Raw genomic sequence first — 18487 nt, 5'->3', positions numbered from 1 at the left:
GACGTGAATCCGAGACGCTCCCCAGGACGACCATCAGTCGTGGTTGAGAAGGAGACCGAGCGGACTGGTCAGTTCGCCAGCGCGTCGAGCCGGAACTCGAACGCCGCGACCGGCACCTCCAGATCGCGTTCGACCAGCAGTTTCGGGTGGAGTTCGCCGATGACGCCCACGCTGTCGCCGTCGATCACGACCTCGGCGGCGCGGCCGTCGATGAAGCTCGGGTGCTCGGTGGCGGGCGTCTCCAGGCTCGCGTCGAACTCGCTCACGAGCGCCTGCAGTTTGCCCTTGATGTCCTCGTACGTCGCGTCGGTGCGCGCGATGGCGGCCGCGACCGTGCGGTGCTCCGCGACGTGGGTGTTCTCCTCATCGTCCTGCGCTGCGACGAAGCCCACCTCGGCGAGCTCCTGGGGGTAGCGCCGGTGGGTGTTGTTCTCCAGGACGTGCATGATCGACGGCAGCGCCCACGTCCGGAGTTGGGTGTAGTCCTCGCTGTAGGCGCTGGTGACGTCCACCGACTCGCCGCCGCCGAGGTGGTCGCTGCCCTCCTCGACGCCCATGCGCGCGTAGTTCTCTTCCGGCGAGGAGAGGTGGAAGTTCAGTAGGTCCTCGAAGCCGAGGCCGACGAGCGCGGTCCGGGTGGCACGCTCCAGCCGGCTCCGCTCGTGGCGGCCGCCGATAGTGCCGATGTCGGGGTATTTGGGCTTGAGATCGTCGAAGCCGTACGCCCGCCCCACGTCGTCGACGAGGTCGGCCGGGTGGAGCACGTCGACGCGGTACGGCGGGATCGCCACCTCGTACTCGGTCCGCTCGCCCAGGTTCGTCGTCACGTCCAGCCCGGAGCGCTCGAACAGGTCGACGACCGTCTCCATCTCCAACTCGACGCCGAGCGTGGTCTCGATCTGCTCGTGGGAGACCGTCTTCTTCCGAACGTCGAGTTCGGGGCGGACGAGGTGATCGCCCGCACGCTCGCCGGCGGCGTCCTCGTCGTACACCACGTCAACCGCCTCGATCGTCGCCCCGCGGGCGTCGAGCGCGTAGCAGATGATCGCCAGCATCCGGTCGATCGTCCACTGGTCGGTGCCGGTGAGTTCGACGAGTAGCTCGCGGGACTCCGTCGTTACCTCGGTCCGCTGGCCGTTGATCACCGGCGGGAACGAGAACAACCCCAGTTCGTCGTAGATGGCGGGGTAACGCTCGTACTCGCTGACGATGTCGGCGTACTCCTCGCCGGTCGGGTGGTCGGTCAGCACCTCGGCGGGCGTCATCCCCCGATCGGCGTCGAGCGGCACGAACTCGTCGCCCTCCGGATCGATGCCGCGGTAGGTGATCGTCGGGCCGCCCACGTCGGTCGGCCCCGCGTCGCCGCCGACGGGGGTGAGATCCTCCGGCGGTTCGAGTTCGTTCTCCACGCCGACCTCGCGCTGCTCGATGCGCTCGCCTTTCAGCATCGCGAGGTCGTGGATGCCGATGGCGCCCTTCGCGCGCTTGCGACCCATCGTCGCGTGGAGCTTCTCCTGTAGTTGGATCAGCGAGTCCAGCGCGTCCTCGTCCAGATCCACCCCGCGAACGACCGCGCCCGCGACGTACGGGCGCTCGGCCGGGACGGACTCGTCGACCGTGATCGTCCACTCGGCGTCGTTGATGCTCGGGACGTCCACCCCCGGTCGTCGCCGTACTGGTAGCGCAGCGAGCGGGCGACGCCCTCGACGGAGAGCCGGTCGAGGCGGTCGGGGGCGAACTCGAACTGCAGATCGCCGTCCTCGGTCTCGCCCTCGAACTCCAGCCCGAGGCCGAACAGGTCCTGCTTCAGTTGGTCGTCGTCCTTCTCCTCGTGGCCGGTCAGCCGGCGCAGTTCGTCAGTGTCGATATCGACGACGGGCATCAGTAGATCACCTCCGCGTTCCGCAGGAACTCCAGATCCGCGAGCGTGCCGTGCAGGTCGCGGATGTCTTCGGCGCCGGTGTACAGCATCGCCAGCCGCTCCAGCGCGAGCCCCCAGGCCATCACGTCACACTCGACGCCCAGCGGCGAGAGCACCTCCTCGCGGAAGATCCCGCTGTTGCCGATCTCGATCAGTTCGTCCGTCTCGGGATGGCGGCCGAACAGCTCGAAGCTGGGCTCGGTGTAGGGGTTGTAGTGGGGTTTGAACTGCACGTCGGTGATGCCGAACTGGGCGTAGAACTCCTCGAAGGTGCCCATCAGATCACGCACCGAGAGCTCCTCGGCCATCACCCAACCCTCGATCTGGAAGAACTCGAGCAGGTGCGTCGAGTCGATGGTGTCGTTCCGGTACGCCTTCTCCACGGAGAAGTACCGCTGTGGCGGCTCGAGATCGCCCTCGGCGGCCCCGGAGAGATACCGCATCGACAGCGAGGTCGTATGCCCGCGCAGCGCGACCTCCCGGGCGAACTCCTCGCTCCACGGCGAGTGGTAGCCGTCGCCGTCCGGGCCCACACCCTCGCGGTGGGCGTTCTCGACGGCCTGGAGGAGCTCCTCCGGCAGCTCCTCGATCGGGTCCACGTCCAGCGCGAAGCGGTCCCAGTGGGTGCGCGCAGGGTGGTCCTGGGGCATGAACAGCGCGTCGTTGATCCAGAAGTCCGCGTCGGCGTGGGGGCCGTCCATCTCCTGGAACCCCATCCCGACGAGCACGTCCTTCACGCGCTCGGCGGCCTGCCGGAGCACGTGGACCTTCCCCGAGCCGGCCTCGGTCGCGTCGGCCTCGACGTTGTAGTCGGTGAACTCCACGTCCTCCCACTCCCCGAGGTCAGCATCTCGGGAGTGAGTCGGTCGGCGGTCTCGGCGGCCTCGACGCCGGCCATCAGCGCGTCGACGCCGGCGTCGGCCAGCAGCACCGATCGGACGGTGTGCTCCTCGCGCTCGATCAGGCCGCGCTCTGCGAGGCGGTCGAGCAGCGACTCGTCGTCGACGGCCTCGCCGGCGTCGAGCGCTTCGAGCGCCGCAGCCTCCGGGTCCGAGTTGGGGTCGGCGGTGGGGTCGGCGGCGAGTTCGCCGCTGTCGATCTCGCCGTACCCCTTGCGAGCGAAGTTCGACAGCGCGATGTCGACCTGTGGGCCCGCCAGACCCGAGGCGCCGATGACTTGCCCCATCTGGACCGGCGTCTCGTCGGCGCCGGCCTCGACGGCGCCCCGGTAGAGCCGGACCTCGGGCAGCCCCTCGTCGAGATAGTCGCGGGCTTCGTCGGTGAGCGAGACCGTCTCCTCGGTCTCGCTCTCGACGGTGACGAGCCCCTCCTCCTCCAGTTCGAAGACGGCAGTCGTGGCTGCCGCCTCGTCGATCCCCGCCTCGGCGGCGAGGTCGGGGATCGGCTGTGCGTCGGTCGCGCTCGCGGCCTCCAGGGCCGCGACCTGTCGTTCCGGAAGTCGCATGTGGTGAGTGGTGTGTGTCGCTGATCGGTCGCCCCGGCGTCGTCGCTCCGGGGCGGTGCTGCCCGCTCGGTCGGTTTCGCCCGGTCCGCACCGCTCCCGGGCTCCGCCGACCGACTCAGGCGAAAAAGAACCCGACCCCGCGACCGGCGGCTGCGAGGCGATTCGTGCGGGTGGCGGTGTCGGGCGCCATACGTCGTGATTCCCCCGCTCTCGCAAAAAGCTTCCGCGAACGGGGCGAGCGAACGCAGGGCGGCAGTCGGTCGAGGCGCCCGAGCGCCGTCGCGGCACTGCCGCGATGCGCCGTCTGCCTACACCGCGTCTTCCTCTTCCTTCCCGCCGAGGCCGCGCCGCTCACTCGAGAGGTCGATGTCCACGTCCGCGAGGACCTCCTTCGCCTCCTCGCGTTTCTCCTGGTGCTCTGCGAGGAACTCCCGCATCAGCTCCGCGGCCTGCTCCTTGCAGCCGCCACAGAGTCGCTCACCCTCGGCGCACTCCTCGTACACCCGGGCCGCGAACTCGTCGTCGCCCTCGGCGAGCAGGTAGGCGTACAGCTCGTACACCGGGCACTCGTCGGGCTCCCCGCCGAGTTCTCGCTGCTTCTCGGCGGTCGCACGTCCGCCAGTGGCCGCGGACTTCACCTTGTCGTAGCCGTCCTCGGGGTCGTCGAGCAGGGAGATGTGCGACGCCGGGATGGAGGAGGACATCTTCCCCCGGTGAGCCCGGTCATGAAGCGGTGGTAGATCGACGACGGCGCCTGGAAGCCGTAGCCGTCGTGGTCGATCTCGATCTCGCGGGCGATCTCCTCGGCTTCCGCAGGGTCGAGGTCGAAGCTGTCGATGTGGGCGTCGTAGCGGCGCTTCTCGCCCGGGATCGCTTCTATCAACGCGTCGAACGCCGCCTCGTTGGCGTTGCGGTCGAGGAAGCGCACGCGGGGGCGGATCGGCTCCTTGCCGCCGTTCTCGAGCTTCTCGACCAGCGAGTCGCGGGTCGACGGATCGGCGTCGACGGCCGTCGAGGAATCGTTGACGAACGCCAGGAGCTGCTCGGCGGCGTCCTCACACCGCAGATCGTCGGTGTCCACGTCGTCGGGCTCGGTCAGCTCGTCGTACAGCGCCCGGAACAGGTCGCGCTCCGCGTCGTCGAGTTCGAAGGAGGCGAACGCCTCGGTCACCTTGAAGTAGCGCATCCGGGCGGCGGCGTCGCGGGCGAACCGGACGTGCGGGTCCTGATCCGGCCCGACCGGGATCACCGTCGGCATCGGCTCGTCGAGCTGGGGGTAGAGGATGTCCGCCAGCTGGGTGACCACCGACTGCATGTGGCTGACGTTGGTCTCGCCGCCGAAGCCGTAGATCGCCTCGAACTCCGAGAAGTTCGTCGTCGAGCCGATCTCGAAGGCGAGATCCTGCAGGACGCGGTTGTCCGACTGGCGGTAGAGCTCGCCGTCCTCCACGTCGAACCCCAGCGCGATGAAGGAGAGCAGGTAGCTCCGGGCGTGCTCGTCGATCTCGTCCCAGGACATCCCCGGGCGGAGTGGGCTTCGAGGTCGGCGATCAGGCCGTACACCTCGCCGCCCTGCTGCTGGTGCCAGATGAGCTCGTCGAACACCATCTTGTGGCCGATGTGGGGGTCGCCCGTCGGCATGAACCCCGAAAGCGCCGCGAACGGCTCGTCGTTCGCCATCGCCTCGGCGACGCGCTCGTACTCGCGGTGGCCGAAGATGGCGCCACGGCGCATCAGGTAGTGTGGGTCGGGGACTTCGTCGGCGTCGAACTCCTCGATACCGAACTGCTCGAACAGTTTGCGGTAGTCCTCGATGGTCGAGGATCCCCACGGGTCGAGGGCGACGTCGTCGCTTGCTACGCTGTCGGTGCCCCCGTCGGTCTTCGGTGTGGGTGTATCCTCAGTCATCGTAGACCTCGCGTCACGGCGTGATTCGCTCGACGCAGAGCCAATCTATTCCGTCCTTCGGCTCGGTCAGCGCAAAAACCATTCGCTTGCGAACCCCGCCGGCCAGCCGCACGTCGAGCGACAGCTCCCGGGGGAGGAACTCGTGGCCCGGCTCCACCACCCGGACCAGTTTGTCCGAGTGGCCCAGGTCGGCGACGCCGTCGAAGGACTCGTACACCCGGAAGTCGGCGCCGAACTTGAAGCCGGACTTGGGGACGGCGCCGGCGTCCCGAAGCGCCTCGTACGCGGCGTAGCGTCGGCGGAACCGCTCGCCCTCGACCGCCTCGGCGTGCCCTTGGACGGTCGCAGCATCGACGTCGAGGCAGTCGTTGTGGGCGAGATACGCGGCCTCGAGCAGCGAGAGCTGGAGCGGCCCGGCGTCGGCGTTCCGGCCCGCGAGCCGCTGGCCGAAGAAGCCGTCCGCGTACAGCGCCGCGGGCGGGTCCCAGACCAGCAGGCGGTCGTCGGTCAGCGTCGCGTCCAGCGAGTCGGGCAGCGGCGGGTCGGCGTTCCCCGACGGCGAGAGCCACTCCGTGCCGAGGTAGGTAAGCTCGCCGTCCTCGTCGACGACAGCGAGCACGTGCTCGTCGATGCTCGCGGCCGGCAGCGGCGCGCGCTCGCCGACGACCCGGAGCCGGTGGGCGATCTCGTCGTCGCTCGGCCCCTTCCCGCGCGGGTAGACCACGAAATCCGTCGCGTCGTCGACGCTCGGGTCGACCCAGCCCTCGCGGGCTGGCGAGAGGTAGAAGCCGCGATCGCGGAGGTCTTTGTACACAACGAAGGAGAGCACCGCGTCGGTCCGGGTGAGGAACTCCCGGAACCCCATCGACGCTCCCTCTTCGTCCACGACAGCGTCGATGTCGCCGCGGTAGAGCAGGTGGGCGGCCTCCACCGGCGCGAGTTCGAGGTCGCTCCCGCCGGCCGGGCGGCCGTACCCCCGGAGTCGTAGAACTGCTGTCTGGCGTTGCCCGAGAGGTGGACGACGCCGTCGCGAAGGGTCCCGTTCATGGCCCTACCTCCCGGGTCGGCAGGTATAGGGACTGTGGTAGCCCGCGGCGGCTGTGGCAGGCCGCGAGCGCGGCGGGCGCCCGACGGCACGGGCGCCGCTCAGGGCCCGGTCGTGGTGTCGACCCCCGACTCGTAGTACTGGTCACAGGTCCCGTCCAGGCAGCGCCGGCCGGCCGCGGTCTCGAACACCGGGAGCCCGCAGGCGCACTCACACACCACCACGCCCGCCGGGATCGAGAACGTCGTCTCGCAGTCCGGATACCCCTCGCAGCCGAGGAACGGTCGGTTGCCGCGGGAGACCACGCCCAGCGGTGCGCCACAGTCCGGGCAGTCCCACCGGCCGTCGAGCGCGTCGGCGACGGCGTCGGCCAGCGAGTCGCACTGCCAGTCCACACAGAGTTCGAAGCGCTCGCCGCGCTCGACCCGCATTTTCGGCAACCCGCAGTCGTCGCAGGACTCATCGAGGACGGTCGCCCCGGCGGGGAGCCCGTGGGCAGCGTCACAGCCCAGACATGTCACCTCCCCGCCCGCACGCACGAGCGCGTCGCCGCAGTCGGGGCAGGTCCCCACCGGCACGCCCGCCTCGCTCGCCGGGAACTCGCGGCGCCCCGTCGGCGCCTCGGAGGCCACGCGCAGTTCCTGCTCGCCGCTCCGGGCGACGATCGAGAAGGAGTCGCCCTCGGTCTCGGTCGTGAGCTCGTCCGCGCGGGTGAGCCACGCCACGGGCTGGTACCCCTCGGCGTCGTGGACCAGCACGGTGCGGTCGGGCTTCACCACGACCACCACGTAGCCGCGCTGGGTGCGCTCGCGCTCGCCCTCGAACTCGACAGTGCAGTCGCCCGCGAACAGCCGGATCGTCTCGGTCACGCGCGGGAGTGGTCCCGGCATCCGCCTTGAGCGTCGGCCCGAAACCCCAAACGCGATGGCGGGGGCAACGGTACGGCGATCATGGACGCGCTGCTGTTCGACATGGACGGCGTCGTCGTCGACTCCGAGGACTACTGGCACCCCGCCGAACGCGGGGAACTGCTGCCTACGGTGCTCGCCGGCGACGTGCCGGACCTGGACGAGATCACGGGCATGCCGTACCGGGAGATCTACGAGTACCTCGATGCCCACTACGAGACGACCGTCTCGGAAGCCGAGTTCGTCGACCTGTACGACGAGACCGCCGCGAAGATCTATCGGGAACGGGTCGAACTCCTCGCTGGGTTCGGGGACGTTCGGGAGGCCGCTCGCGGATCGGGAGTCCCGGTCGGCCTCGTTTCCTCGTCGCCGCCGACGTGGATGGGGTACGTCCTCGACCGGTTCGGCCTGACGTTCGACCTCGTTCTCTCGAACGACGAGGTCCCTGGCCCGGGGAAGCCCGAGCCCGACATCTACGAGGCCGCAGCCGACCGGCTCGGCGTCGATCCGGCAGGGTGTGTGGCCGTCGAGGACTCCCGGAACGGCTCGCTCGCGGCCGATCGGGCCGGGATGGTCGTCGTCGGCTACCGCGTCGAGCACAACGCCGAGACGGATCTCTCGGCGTGTGACGTGGTCTGTGCGGGGAGCGACGAACTGCGCGAAGAGCTGCTGGGGCGGCTGGCGGACTGATCAGGCCTGCGCCTTCTGCTCGAACTTCTCGCGGACCTTCTCGACTTTCGGCTTGGCGTGCATCGTGCAGTACGCGTCGTCGGGGTTCTTCTCGAAGTAGTTCTGGTGTTTCTCCTCGGCGCGGTAGAACGTCTCGAGGGGCTCGACCTCGGTGACGACGGCGTCGTCGTAGCCGCCCTCCTCGTCGAGCGCCTCGACGTAGGCCGTTGCGAGTTCCTGCTGGGTGTCGTCGTGGGTGAGGACGATCGAGCGGTACTGACTCCCCACGTCTGGCCCCTGGCGGTTCAGTTGGGTGGGATCGTGGATCGTGAAGAACACCTCCAGCACGTCCTCGTACTCCAGCACGTCCTCGTCGTACTCGATCTGGACCACTTCGGCGTGGCCCGTGTTGCCGGAGCAGACTTCGCGGTAGGTCGGGTCCTCGGCGTGGCCGCCGGCGTAGCCGGAGGTCACGTCTTCGACGCCCGCGAGCTCCTCGAACGCCGCCTCGACACACCAGAAGCAGCCGCCGCCGAGTGTCGCTGTTTGGGTCATACCCGCCGGTACGGCACGGGAGCGTATGTATGTGGCGCGAGTGGCAGGCGTCGCCGACGGCGAGTGAAGCCTGTACTGTGCCCGATCCGGGGCTGTCGGGGCGGCAACACATGGGGCGGCGAGCCCGGGCGGAGAACAGAACTTTAAAGCGCCGTTCGGACAGAGAAGTCATAAGAGATGCTCCCGCTCCAGGTCATCGACAGTTTCCTGCTCAACTACGAGATCGGGCAGGTGCTGTTGCTCGTGTTCGCCCTGGGAACGATCGGCCTGCTCGGGCTCGGGTCGAAGAAGGTGCTCGGCCTGCATTTCGGTGCGTTCGGCCTGATCTTCCTGCTGACGCCACAGGCAGTCAACTCCCGAATCTACCTGTTCCTCGGCCTGGCACTGGTCATCATCGCGCCGATGATCTTCTCCATCGCCGACGAGTAGCGAGCGAGCGCCAGTTTTTTCGCGCGATCCGCGGTACGACTCCGCATGCGAACAGTCCGGGCTCCGGCGACCAGCGCGAACCTCGGTAGCGGCTACGACAGTTTCGGCGTCGCGCTCTCGCGCCCGGCCGACATCGTCAGCGTCGAACGCGCCGATCGCACCACCATCGAGGTGACCGGCGCGGGGGCGCAGTTCATCCCCGAGGACCCGGCGAAGAACACCGTCGGCGCCGTCGCGCGGGCGCTCGACGCCCCGGCCCACATCAAGATCGACAAGGGCGTCAGGCCCGCCTCCGGATTGGGCTCCTCGGCCGCCTCCGCCGCGGGCGCGGCGCTCGCGCTCAACGACCTCTACGACCGCGGCCTCACCCGCGAGGAGCTGGTCCCCATCGCCGCCGAGGGCGAGGCCGTCGTCTCCGGCGCCGCCCACGCCGACAACGTCGCCCCCGCGCTGCTCGGCGGGTTCACGATCGCCACCGCCGACGGCGTCCGCTCGATCGAGACGAACGTCCCGCTCGTGGCCTGCCTGCCCGAGGAGCCCATCTCCACCCGCGACGCTCGCGAGGTGGTGCCGACTCACGTCACTATCGAGGAGCTGGTGGCGACGGTCGGCAACGCGGCGACGCTCGCGGTGGGGATGTGCCGCTCCGACCCGGCGCTCGTCGGTGCGGGAATGGCCGACGAGGTGGTCACGCCCCACCGGGCCGCCCTCATCACCGGCTACGACGACGCCGCCGACGCCGCCCGCGAGGCCGGCGCCCACGGCGTGACGGTCAGCGGCTCCGGTCCGGGCGTGCTCGCGGTTTGCCCGCCCGACCGCCGCCGCGACGTCGCGGCGGCGATGGTCGAGGCGTTCGCGGAGAACGGCGAGCGCGCCCGGGCCTACCGGACCTGGACCGGCGGCGGCGCGGAGTTCGTCTGATCCTCAGCGGTACCGGTTCAGTCGGGTTTTCAGCCGCTCGGCGGCGTCGCCCGCGGCGCCGAAGTAGGCGGCTTCGTCCGGGTCGTGGCCGCCGGACGGCCCCGAAACCGTGTTGCGGCCGACCTCCTCGCCGGCGAAGATGATCCCGCGCGAGGAGTTGACGAGCCCCACGTCGACGCCGGCGCCCTCGCGCTCGGCGAGACCGTGCGCCACCGCGGCCTCCGCATCGCCGCCCTGCGCGCCGACGCCCGGCACGAGAAACGGGATCTCGGGGACGATCTCCCGCACCGTCTCCAGCTCCTCGGGGGCGGTCGCGCCGACGACGAGGCCGACGTTGCCGTGTTCGTTCCACGTGTCCGCCAGCGCGGCGACGCGCTCGTACAGCGGTTCCCCGAGGCGAGTTCGAGATCCTGCAGGTCCGCGCCGCCGGGGTTGGAGGTGCGACAGAGCACGAACACCCCCGCATCGGCGTCGGCGAGAAACGGCTGCAGGGAGTCGCCGCCCATGTAGGGATTGACGGTGATCGCGTCGACTTCGTCGAGCACCTGCGCGTACTGGCGTGCGGTGTTGCCGATGTCCCCGCGTTTCGCGTCGAGCAGGACGGGAACGCCCTTGCCGTGGGCGTAGGCGACGGTCTCCCGGAGCGCGCGCCAGCCGTCGGCGTCCTCGTAGAACGCGGCGTTGGGCTTGTAGCAGGCGGCGTGCTCGTGGGTGGCGTCGATGATGCGGCGGTTGAACGCCCAACGCGGGAGGTCCCGATCGTCGAGGAACGACGGGATGCGGTCGAGGTCAGCGTCCAGCCCCACGGAGACGACGCTGTCGACGGCGTCGATACGGGCGGCGAGGTCGTCGAAGAAGGACATACCCGAAGCGCGCGCTGCCGGAGTAAGAACCCTGCCGTTTCCGTCAGCGGTCGTCCCCGGTCCCCTCGTCGCCAGCCGCCTCGTCGCCGCGCGCGGCCAACGCTTCGACCTGCGCCTCCAGATCCGCGACCCGGTCCCGAAGCGCGTCGAGCTCCGACTCGTCGGCGCCGCCCCAGCGTCTGGAGAGGAACACGATCCCCAGCACCACCAGGGCGATCACGACGAAGTTGAACAGCAGCACGAGCAGGATCACGAGGATCTCGATGCCGCCGGGAACCTGCAGCGGGGTCACTGCTCCTCCCGCCGGTCGTCCTCGACCGTCACTTCGTTGTGGGCCGCCTCGCTGCCGGCCGCGACCTGCGCTTCCAGCTCCTCGATCCGGGCTTTGAGTTCGGCGACCTCGTCGTCGCCGTCGCTACCGATGGCCCGAACGACCAGAAACAGTCCCACGAGGACCACCGGGACGCCGACGAGCAGCGCCATCACGAGGAAGATGATCAGCAGTTCCGGGCCGCCGGGAATCTGGAGGAGCATAGCTCGACGTTGGGTCGCTCGGTGCATGGGCTTTTCCCCCGACTGCGGTAGGCGCCGCCCGCCGGTACGAGGCGCGACGAGGGGAGAAGCTATTTTGGCCGAGAGCAATAGCAGCCCGACATGAGCGATCTGGTCCACCGCGTCGCCCCCTCCAGCCCCCGGGTTCGGATGATCCTCACCGGCGCCATGCTCGTCGCGTCGATGGTCGGCGTCCTCTCGACGGCGATGGCGGGCTCCACCCCCGCGATCGTGCTCGCGGTGCTTTTCACCGTCGCGGCGGCCGGGCTGGCGGTCTCATTGGGTTCCGGGCTCGCCGAACAGGCCGCGGCCGCGCCCGGCGCCGCCAACCCCGCCGCCAGTGCGCCGTCGACGCCCGAGCGGGAGCCCGAACCGATCGAAACGCTCCAGCAGCGCTACGCCGCGGGCGAGCTCACCGACGCGGAGTTCGAGGCACGAATGGATCGGCTGCTGGAGAGCGGCGCCCGGCCCGAGGGGGAGGGCGCGCGTGAGCGAGCGCCCGCGGTCGAGCGGTAGCACGCCGTTCCCGGGCGAATTGGTCGTTACCGGCCGTCGTAGACGACTTCGCCGTCGACGACCGTCATCGCCACGTCGATCCCCTCGATCTCGGTCGTGTGCTCCCACGGCGAGCGCTCGAGCACGGTGAAGTCCGCGAGCTTCCCGGGCTCGACGGTGCCGAGTCGCTCCTCGTCGAAGCCGGCGTACGCTGCGCCGAGCGTGTACGCTCGCAGCGCGTCGGTGACCGAGAGCCGCTGGGCGTCGACATCGGTGGTGACGGCGTGGTGGACGCCCAGTAACGGGTCGAGCGGCATGCAGTCAGAGCCGAACGCGAGGGGCGCGCCCGCGTCCTCGAGCAGCGCGTAGCGGTTCGTCTCCGTCCGGCGGTCGCCGAGCCGGGAGTCGTAGAGCCCGCCCGGCTTCGCCCACTTGAGGAAGTTCGGCTGGACGGAGGCGACGACGCCCATGTCGGCGAAGCGCTGGATCGCCTCGTCGGAGGCGAGTTCCACGTGCTCGACGCGGTGGCGCATCCCGCCGGGGTCGTCGGTCGCCGCGTAGGCGTCGAGCACCGCGTCGATGGCCTCGTCGCCGATGGCGTGGGCGGTGACCTGAAAGCCGGCGTCGTCGGCGCGCTGGACGATCTCCTGGAGCTCCTCGGGGTCGACAACCCAGGAGCCGTGCTCCGCGGGGTCGTCGTCGTACGCCTCGGAGACGCGGGCCGTGCGGCCGCCGAAGGAGCCGTCAGTGTAGGTCTTGATCGCCCCCGTTTGGACCATCCCGGAGCCGTGGTTGGTTCTGAGCCCGGTCTCGATCAGCGCGTCGAGGTGGTCGGCCCAGTAGTTCACCCGAACCCGCAGCGAGAGTTCGTCGGCGAGGTCCAGCTCGCGGTACACCTCCGGGGCGTAGGAGCCCCGAACCATGTCGTGGATCCCGGTGACGCCGCGCTCGTTGGCGTGTGTCTGCGCGGCCGCGACGAGGCGTTCGGTCTCGTCGGTGTCGGGGGCGACGGCCTCGTAGAGCACGTCGACGGCCTCCTCCACCAGGACGCCCGTCGGCTCCCCGTCCTCGTAGTGGACGTTGGCCTGCGCCATCTCGCGCTCGTAGCGGTCGAGCACGACGCTGTTGACGGAGGCGACGTGCATGTCCTCGCGGAACGCGACGACCGGGCGCGCCTCGCTCACGGCGTCTAAGTCCTCGCGGTCGAGGTAGCGGTCCTCGGGCCAGGTGCTCTCGTCGTAGCCGTAGCCCCGTACCCATTCACCATCCTCGGGGCCGTCGGTTTCGGCGGCGTGCTCCCGCAGGATCGAGACCGCCGAGTCGAGGTCCCCGGCCGCCGAGAGATCGGCGTGGACGAGGTACTTCCCGACGGTGGTGAGGTGGGTGTGGGCGTCGATGAACCCCGGGAGGAGCACGCGCCCGTCGAGGTCGATCACCTCGGTGTCGGTGCCCGCGAGGAACTCCACGTCGTAGGTGGTTCCCAGCCGGACGATCTCGCCGTCCCGGACGGCGACGGCCTCGTGGGTCTCGTCTGGATCGGTCAGCGTGTGGATCTCGCCGTCGATGAAGACGGTGTCGGCGGCCTCGGTCATTGGTGGAGCGCGGGTCGGACCGGCCAAAACCGTTCGGGAACCGGGCGAGCCGACGCGGGGCCGCGACGGCGCGCGCCCGGCCGCCGCGGATCGGTAACGGTTTGCCCGCCCCGGCGGAACCCGGGGCATGACCGACCGCGTCGACGCCGACACCGCGGAGGAACTCGCCGACCGGGTCGAGAGCGGCGACCTCCGGCTGTACGAACTCGGAGAGCACGCCGACGCCGACACCGCCGCCGCGGCCCGGCGGCTGGTGGTGGAGCGCCACTCCGGCGCCGAACTGGACACCACCGGCGACTACAGCTTCCCGGCCGAGAAGGCGGCGGGCTCCAACATCGAGAACATGATCGGCGCCGCCCAGATCCCGATGGGCGTCGCCGGCCCCGTCACGATCGACGGCGGCGCGTACTCCGGCGAGACGTACCTCCCGCTGGCGACGACAGAGGGCGCGCTGCTGGCCTCGGTCAACCGTGGGCTCTCCGTCATCGACGACGCCGGCGGCGCGACCGCCCGGGTCACGAAACAGGGGATGACTCGCGCACCCGTCTTCCAGACGAGCGGGATCGCCGAGTCCCAGGCGCTCGCGGAGTGGGTCCGGGACGACACCGACCTGCTGCGGGAGGCCGCCGAGTCGACGACGAGCCACGGGAAACTGCTGGACGTGACGCCGTACGTCGTCGGCGACAACGTGTTCCTGCGCTTCCGCTACGACACCGCCGACGCGATGGGGATGAACATGGCCACCATCGCCACCGGCGAGGCCTGCGACGTGATCGAGGCGGAGACCGACGCCTCGCTGGTCGCGCTCTCGGGCAACCTCTGTACGGACAAAAAGCCCGCCGCGATCAACGCCGTCGAGGGGCGCGGGCGCAGCGTCACCGCGGAGGCGCTACTCCCCGGGAGTTCGTCGAAGAGACGCTGAAAACCACGCCCGAGGCGATCGCCGAGGTGAACACTCGGAAGAACCTCATCGGCAGCGCGAAAGCCGGCAGTCTCGGCTTCAACGCCCAGGTCGCGAACGTCGTCGCCGCGATGTATCTCGCGACCGGGCAGGACGCCGCGCAGGTCGTCGAGGGGAGCAACGGGATCGTCTCCGTCGAAGCCCGGGAGGACGGCCTCTACGCCGCGGTCTCGCTGGCCTCGATCGAGGTCGGTACCGTCGGTGGCGGCACGAAGCTCCCGACGCAGTCCGAGGGGCTGGACGTGCTGGGCATCCGCGGTGGCGGCGACCCCGCTGGCTCGAACGCCGACGCGCTGGCGGAGTGTGTGGCGACCGGGGCGCTCGCGGGCGAGCTCTCGCTGCTCTCGGCGCTCGCCTCGCGGAATCTGTCGAGCGCGCACGCGGAGCTGGGCCGGTAAGCCCCGGGCGCGTCCGCCTCAGACCAGCCGCAACTCCCCGCCGGACTGGATCACTTCTCCCTGCCGGCGGAGTTTCTCCAGCAGTTTCTCCGCGGCGCCGCGTGGGACGCCGTCGTCGACGGCCCGCTCCAGAATTTCCGCCTCGGTGCCGCCCTCCCGGACGGCGTCGCGGACCTTCTCGTCGCGGCTCCGCGACGACTCCGTCGAGGTGTCCCCCGCCGCCTGCACCTCGTCGGGATCGATGCCGGACTGTTCGAGGTACTCGGTCTCGGACATGCCGCTGTCCTCGACGCGGTCCTCGAGTTCGGAGACGTGGGCGACGTCGTTGAAGGCAGCGCTGTCGCCGTGTTTCTTCGCCAGGAGCGCCGCGCGCGCCTCGCGGGCGGCCTCGCGGTCGTCGGTCTCGTAGAACGTCCGGAGCTTCTTCGTCTGGTGGCGTCGCCCGCACTTCGGACAGGTCGCCGAGTCGCTCTCGCGGGGATCCGTGAGCAGCCAGTAGGTGCCACACTCGGTGCAGCCGACGACCGCGTACATGGGTCGAGGTGGTGCGCTTTCGGCTATGAATCCTCCGCTCGCCGCGGCGGGCGTCGACGCCCCGCCGGCCCGCACGCATCCCGAGGCTTATCCCCGGCTCCACCGACTTCGGAGTATGCGCGTGCTAGTCACCGGTTCGGAGGGTCGCGTCGCCTCGGGGATCAAGCAGCACCTGGACAGTGACGACTCGGATCACGAGTTCGTCTACCTCGACCGCGAGGCGGCGCCGGACGTGGACCACGTCGCCGACGTTTCCGCGTACGAGGAGATCCGCCCGGCGTTCGACGGCGTCGACGCGGTGGTCCACCTCGCCGCGGACCCGCACGTCTCCGCGACGTGGGAGTCCGTCGAACAGAGCAACCTCGTCGGCACACGGAACGTGCTCGAAGCGGCCGCAGACGCCGAGGTCGAACGCTTCCTGTTCGCCTCCTCGATCCACGCCGCGGGGATGTGGGAGGAGGAGGGCAAGCCCGACGTGTACGAGCTCGACGACGACACCAACGTCACCGTCGACGACGACGAGCGGCCCGACTCCTACTACGGCGTCTCGAAGGCGTACGGCGAGGACATGGGTCGGTTCTACATCGAGCAGCGGGAGTACCCCAAGCGGTTCTACGCCGCCCGGATCGCCAGCGTCCGCGGCGGGCTGTACGACAACCCTTACGGCGACGCCGAGCAGGGCGTCGAGAACGGCGACTGGGAGCGCGGCAGCGACGAGTACACCGAGCAAGTGAAGCGGCTGAAGGGGACGTGGCTCTCGCTGCGGGACTGGGCGCAGTTGGTGGAGCTGTGTCTGACCGACGAGGACACCGAGTTCGGGATCTTCTTCGCCACGAGTGATAATCCGCGGAGTTGGTTCGACCTGAAGCACACGAAGGAGCTGCTGGGGTACGAGCCGCAGGACTCCGCGAGCGACTGGCAGTCGCCGCCCCGGGAACTGTTGGAGTAGCTTCGCCGGAAGCTGAGGAACTATACGCCCTCGTTCGCCATACACCCACATGGATCGCTACACACCGGACGACGACGATTTCGTCGAGGCGGTCGACGACGTGCACCTGACTGTCGGCGCCAGCGGCGAAGAGACCAGCGTCCAGCACTTCCGCATCGAGCCCGGCGCCGAGGTCCCCTCGCACAGCCACCACCACGAGCAGGCCGGCCTGATCACCCAGGGCGAACTCACGTTCGTCCTCGAGGACGGCGAGGAGGTCACCGTCGGCGCTGGCGAGTCCTACACGCTGCTCGGCGACGAGGTCCACGGCGCCGAGAACCGGGGTGACGAGCCCGTCGTCGGCATCGACGTGTTCGCGCCGCCGCGGACCGACCCCGATTGGGCGGAGTAGGCACTGACGGGCGGGCAGCGAAAGAAAACGGGTCGAAAGTAGAGAGCGGGCTCTACGACAGCTTCTCGATGTTCTCGCGGCGCAGCCGCGAGAGCCCGAGGAACTCGCTTAGGCGAGTTCGCGAATGTTCTCGACGACGGCCTCGGCGTACTCGTCGGTCGAGAGCTTCCGGGCGTCCTCGCGGTGGCGCTCGATGTCGTAGGTCACGTCGCCCTCGGAGATCGTCTTCTCGACGGCGTCACGCACCAGCGTCCCGGTGTCCTCCCAGCCGATGTGCTCGAACATCAGGCGACCGGAGAGGATCAGCGCGGTCGGGTTGGCCTTGTTCTCGCCGGCGTTCTTCGGCGAGGAGCCATGGACCGGCTCCGCGAGCACGCGCCCGTGGCCGAAGTTGGCGCCCGGCGCGATGCCGAGGCCGCCGATCTGGGCGCCCGCGGCGTCGGAGAGGTAGTCGCCGTTGAGGTTCGGCATCGCCAGCACGTCGTACTCGTCGGGGCGGAGCTGCATCCACTGGAGCATCGCGTCCGCGAGGCGCTCGTCGACCATGACGGCGTCCTCGGGGATGTCGACCTCACCCTCCTGCTCCCACAGCGAGTCGGGCGCGGCGAAGACCTCCTCGTCGGGGTACTCCTCCTCGGCGACTTCCATGCCCCACTCGCCGAACTGGCCCTCGGTGAACTTCATGATGTTCCCCTTGTGGACCAGCGTGACCTTGTCGCGATCGTTTTCGATGGCGTAGTCGATCGCCTCGCGCACGAGACGCTTCGAGCCCTTCTCGGAGATCGGCTTGATGCCGATACCGATGGGGCCGTCGTGCATCGTCTCGTCGAAGCCCATCTCCTGCTCGACGAAGTCACGGACCTCCTCGACGTCGTCGGTGCCGGCCTCCCACTCGATGCCGGCGTAGACGTCTTCGGTGTTCTCCCGGAACGTGACCATGTTCATGGCCTCCGGGTCCTTCATCGGCGACGGCGCGCCGTCGAGGTAGTACGTCGGTCGGACGTTCGCGTACAGGTCGAGCGTCTGCCGCAGCGCGACGTTCAGCGAGCGGAAGCCGGCGCCGACGGGCGTCGTCAGCGGCCCCTTGATCGCGACGCGGTGTTCGCGGATGGCCTCCACCGTCTCGTCGGGGAGGTTCTCGTCGTACATCTCGCGGGCGGTCTCGCCGGCGTAGACGCGCATCCAGTTCACGTCACGACCAGTCGCCTCGGCGGCGGCGGTCAGCACCTTCTGGGCCGCGGGACCGACTTCCTTCCCGATGCCGTCGCCGTGGATGATCGGGATGATCGGGTCGTTCGGTACGTCGAGTTCGCCGGTCTCCTCGTCGGCCAGGGTGATCTTCGACCCCGACTCCGGCGGTTCGATGTGCTCGTAGCTCATAGCGCGTTAAACGTCTCGGAGCGGCCCCAAATGCTTGCCGTTATCCGCGACACCGACTCGTGGCTGCAAGTCCTGTTCGGTAGTCGCCTGTTCTCCGGCAGCTACAGCCACGCGACGTTCGAGACCGAGGAGGACGGGGATCACTACGCAGTCGAGATGAGGAGCGACGACGGGGAAGCGAACGTGGCCGTCGATGGGCGTGTCGCCGACGACCTGCCACCCGACTCCGTCTTCGACGATATCGATGCCGCTTCGGCGTTCTTCAGAGAGGGCTCCCTCGGCTACGCGCCTGCGGAGTCGGACGCGGGCGTCGGCGATCCCGATAGTGGGGCCGAACGCACCTACGAGGGCGTCGAACTCGACACCGAGACGTGGTCGGTCGAACCGCTTACGGTCGAGAGCGTCCACTCGGGCTTCTTCGAGGATCAGCGCCTCGACGACGACGCGGTGCGGTTCGACTGCGCGCTGTTGATGCGGGAGATCGACCACGCGTGGCGACAGCGCGAGTCGATCTGTACGCCGCCGCCGGCCGAGCGATGAGTCGACGGAGT

At 69.5% G+C, this 18487-nt stretch carries 14 protein-coding genes and 7 pseudogenes; 8 read left to right on the top strand and 13 right to left on the bottom strand.

The genetic code is table 11. The features are described 5' to 3' along the window. Positions 1–68: 68 nt before the first annotated feature. The 6 genes and pseudogenes from pheT to SY89_RS02500 all read right to left on the bottom strand — a co-directional run. Positions 69–1337 (bottom strand): annotated as a pseudogene (gene pheT, locus SY89_RS02520) (phenylalanine--tRNA ligase subunit beta); the annotation flags it as partial. Between the two features lie 98 nt (positions 1338–1435). After that, positions 1436–1882, bottom strand: a pseudogene (locus SY89_RS19475) (phenylalanine--tRNA ligase subunit beta); the annotation flags it as partial. Beyond that, positions 1882–3386, bottom strand: a pseudogene (pheS, locus tag SY89_RS02515) (phenylalanine--tRNA ligase subunit alpha). The pseudogenes SY89_RS19475 and pheS, both read right to left, overlap by 1 nt. Positions 3387–3694: 308 nt before the next feature. After that, positions 3695–5294 (bottom strand): annotated as a pseudogene (locus SY89_RS02510) (tryptophan--tRNA ligase). 13 nt (positions 5295–5307) lie between these two features. Further along, positions 5308–6341: pseudogene (gene endA, locus SY89_RS02505) on the bottom strand (tRNA-intron lyase). 99 nt (positions 6342–6440) lie between these two features. Then, entirely contained in the window at positions 6441–7229 is a 789-nt protein-coding gene (locus SY89_RS02500) for a topoisomerase DNA-binding C4 zinc finger domain-containing protein (RefSeq protein ID WP_054583023.1), read from the bottom strand. A 60-nt stretch (positions 7230–7289) separates the two neighbouring features. Between SY89_RS02500 and SY89_RS02495 the strand changes: the two genes are divergently transcribed. Next, positions 7290–7937, top strand: coding sequence for an HAD family hydrolase (locus tag SY89_RS02495; RefSeq protein ID WP_054583022.1), 648 nt, complete (start codon positions 7290–7292; stop codon positions 7935–7937). Here SY89_RS02495 and msrA read toward each other — a convergent pair whose 3' ends face one another. Beyond that, entirely contained in the window at positions 7938–8471 is a 534-nt protein-coding gene (gene msrA / locus SY89_RS02490) for a peptide-methionine (S)-S-oxide reductase MsrA (RefSeq protein ID WP_054583021.1), read from the bottom strand. It lies immediately after the preceding gene. Positions 8472–8648: 177 nt separating this feature from the next. On the opposite strand from msrA, the gene SY89_RS02485 reads away from it, so the two are divergent. Both SY89_RS02485 and SY89_RS02480 read left to right on the top strand, forming a co-directional pair. After that, on the top strand, positions 8649–8900 hold the full coding sequence (locus SY89_RS02485) for a hypothetical protein (RefSeq protein WP_054583020.1): 252 nt from the start codon (positions 8649–8651) through the stop codon (positions 8898–8900). A gap of 45 nt (positions 8901–8945) precedes the next feature. Then, complete coding sequence (locus SY89_RS02480; protein ID WP_054583019.1) at positions 8946–9821, top strand: homoserine kinase; 876 nt, start codon at positions 8946–8948, stop codon at positions 9819–9821. 3 nt (positions 9822–9824) lie between these two features. Here the strand turns inward: SY89_RS02480 and pyrF are convergent. The 3 genes and pseudogenes from pyrF to SY89_RS02465 form a co-directional block, all read right to left on the bottom strand. Continuing rightward, positions 9825–10684: pseudogene (gene pyrF / locus SY89_RS02475) on the bottom strand (orotidine-5'-phosphate decarboxylase). A 43-nt stretch (positions 10685–10727) separates the two neighbouring features. Then, on the bottom strand, positions 10728–10976 hold the full coding sequence (locus SY89_RS02470) for a hypothetical protein (protein ID WP_054583018.1): 249 nt from the start codon (positions 10974–10976) through the stop codon (positions 10728–10730). Continuing rightward, complete coding sequence (locus SY89_RS02465) at positions 10973–11218, bottom strand: hypothetical protein (protein WP_054583017.1); 246 nt, start codon at positions 11216–11218, stop codon at positions 10973–10975. The genes SY89_RS02470 and SY89_RS02465 overlap by 4 nt, the downstream gene beginning before the upstream one ends. A 120-nt stretch (positions 11219–11338) precedes the next feature. On the opposite strand from SY89_RS02465, the gene SY89_RS02460 reads away from it, so the two are divergent. Next, entirely contained in the window at positions 11339–11752 is a 414-nt protein-coding gene (locus tag SY89_RS02460) for an SHOCT domain-containing protein (RefSeq protein WP_054583016.1), read from the top strand. 26 nt (positions 11753–11778) lie between these two features. Here SY89_RS02460 and SY89_RS02455 read toward each other — a convergent pair whose 3' ends face one another. Next, positions 11779–13323, bottom strand: a complete 1545-nt coding sequence (locus tag SY89_RS02455; RefSeq protein WP_054583015.1) for an amidohydrolase — start codon at positions 13321–13323, stop codon at positions 11779–11781. A gap of 127 nt (positions 13324–13450) precedes the next feature. Between SY89_RS02455 and hmgA the strand changes: the two are divergent. Next, positions 13451–14682: pseudogene (hmgA, locus tag SY89_RS02450) on the top strand (hydroxymethylglutaryl-CoA reductase (NADPH)). Positions 14683–14700: 18 nt separating this feature from the next. Here hmgA and SY89_RS02445 read toward each other — a convergent pair. Continuing rightward, the gene (locus tag SY89_RS02445) at positions 14701–15216 is read right to left on the bottom strand and encodes a DUF5817 domain-containing protein (RefSeq protein WP_054583014.1); all 516 of its coding nucleotides are present in this window, start codon (positions 15214–15216) and stop codon (positions 14701–14703) included. Between the two features lie 115 nt (positions 15217–15331). Between SY89_RS02445 and SY89_RS02440 the strand changes: the two genes are divergently transcribed. Together SY89_RS02440 and SY89_RS02435 are read left to right on the top strand one after the other, a co-directional pair. Beyond that, complete coding sequence (locus tag SY89_RS02440; RefSeq protein ID WP_054583013.1) at positions 15332–16165, top strand: NAD-dependent epimerase/dehydratase family protein; 834 nt, start codon at positions 15332–15334, stop codon at positions 16163–16165. A gap of 49 nt (positions 16166–16214) precedes the next feature. Then, positions 16215–16556 carry a cupin domain-containing protein gene (locus SY89_RS02435; RefSeq protein ID WP_054583012.1) on the top strand — a complete coding sequence of 114 codons (342 nt, stop codon included), beginning with the start codon at positions 16215–16217 and terminating at the stop codon, positions 16554–16556. A gap of 108 nt (positions 16557–16664) precedes the next feature. Here the strand turns inward: SY89_RS02435 and icd are convergent, their stop codons facing one another. Further along, on the bottom strand, positions 16665–17936 hold the full coding sequence (gene icd, locus SY89_RS02430) for an NADP-dependent isocitrate dehydrogenase (protein ID WP_054583011.1): 1272 nt from the start codon (positions 17934–17936) through the stop codon (positions 16665–16667). A gap of 30 nt (positions 17937–17966) precedes the next feature. Between icd and SY89_RS02425 the strand changes: the two genes are divergently transcribed. Beyond that, entirely contained in the window at positions 17967–18476 is a 510-nt protein-coding gene (locus SY89_RS02425; protein WP_054583010.1) for a hypothetical protein, read from the top strand. The last annotated feature ends 11 nt before the right edge of the window (positions 18477–18487 follow it).

The sequence above is a fragment of the Halolamina pelagica genome (assembly GCF_001307315.1).
GTDB classification, from domain to species: domain Archaea; phylum Halobacteriota; class Halobacteria; order Halobacteriales; family Haloferacaceae; genus Halolamina; species Halolamina pelagica_B.
Note: the sequence above shows the minus strand (reverse complement) of the source record. Positions and strands in the feature narration are given on the sequence as shown.

Bases quoted from the DNA above. Each gene is read 5' to 3' on its own strand.
- SY89_RS02500 (WP_054583023.1), bottom strand. From the start codon at position 7,229: ATGCCGGGACCACTCCCGCGCGTGACCGAGACGATCCGGCTGTTCGCG.
- SY89_RS02465 (WP_054583017.1), bottom strand. From the start codon at position 11,218: ATGCTCCTCCAGATTCCCGGCGGCCCGGAACTGCTGATCATCTTCCTC.
- SY89_RS02480 (WP_054583019.1), top strand. From the start codon at position 8,946: ATGCGAACAGTCCGGGCTCCGGCGACCAGCGCGAACCTCGGTAGCGGC.
- SY89_RS02485 (WP_054583020.1), top strand. From the start codon at position 8,649: ATGCTCCCGCTCCAGGTCATCGACAGTTTCCTGCTCAACTACGAGATC.
- SY89_RS02495 (WP_054583022.1), top strand. From the start codon at position 7,290: ATGGACGCGCTGCTGTTCGACATGGACGGCGTCGTCGTCGACTCCGAG.
- SY89_RS02455 (WP_054583015.1), bottom strand. From the start codon at position 13,323: ATGACCGAGGCCGCCGACACCGTCTTCATCGACGGCGAGATCCACACG.
- SY89_RS02460 (WP_054583016.1), top strand. From the start codon at position 11,339: ATGAGCGATCTGGTCCACCGCGTCGCCCCCTCCAGCCCCCGGGTTCGG.
- msrA (WP_054583021.1), bottom strand. From the start codon at position 8,471: ATGACCCAAACAGCGACACTCGGCGGCGGCTGCTTCTGGTGTGTCGAG.
- SY89_RS02445 (WP_054583014.1), bottom strand. From the start codon at position 15,216: ATGTACGCGGTCGTCGGCTGCACCGAGTGTGGCACCTACTGGCTGCTC.
- SY89_RS02435 (WP_054583012.1), top strand. From the start codon at position 16,215: ATGGATCGCTACACACCGGACGACGACGATTTCGTCGAGGCGGTCGAC.
- SY89_RS02440 (WP_054583013.1), top strand. From the start codon at position 15,332: ATGCGCGTGCTAGTCACCGGTTCGGAGGGTCGCGTCGCCTCGGGGATC.
- SY89_RS02425 (WP_054583010.1), top strand. From the start codon at position 17,967: ATGCTTGCCGTTATCCGCGACACCGACTCGTGGCTGCAAGTCCTGTTC.
- icd (WP_054583011.1), bottom strand. From the start codon at position 17,936: ATGAGCTACGAGCACATCGAACCGCCGGAGTCGGGGTCGAAGATCACC.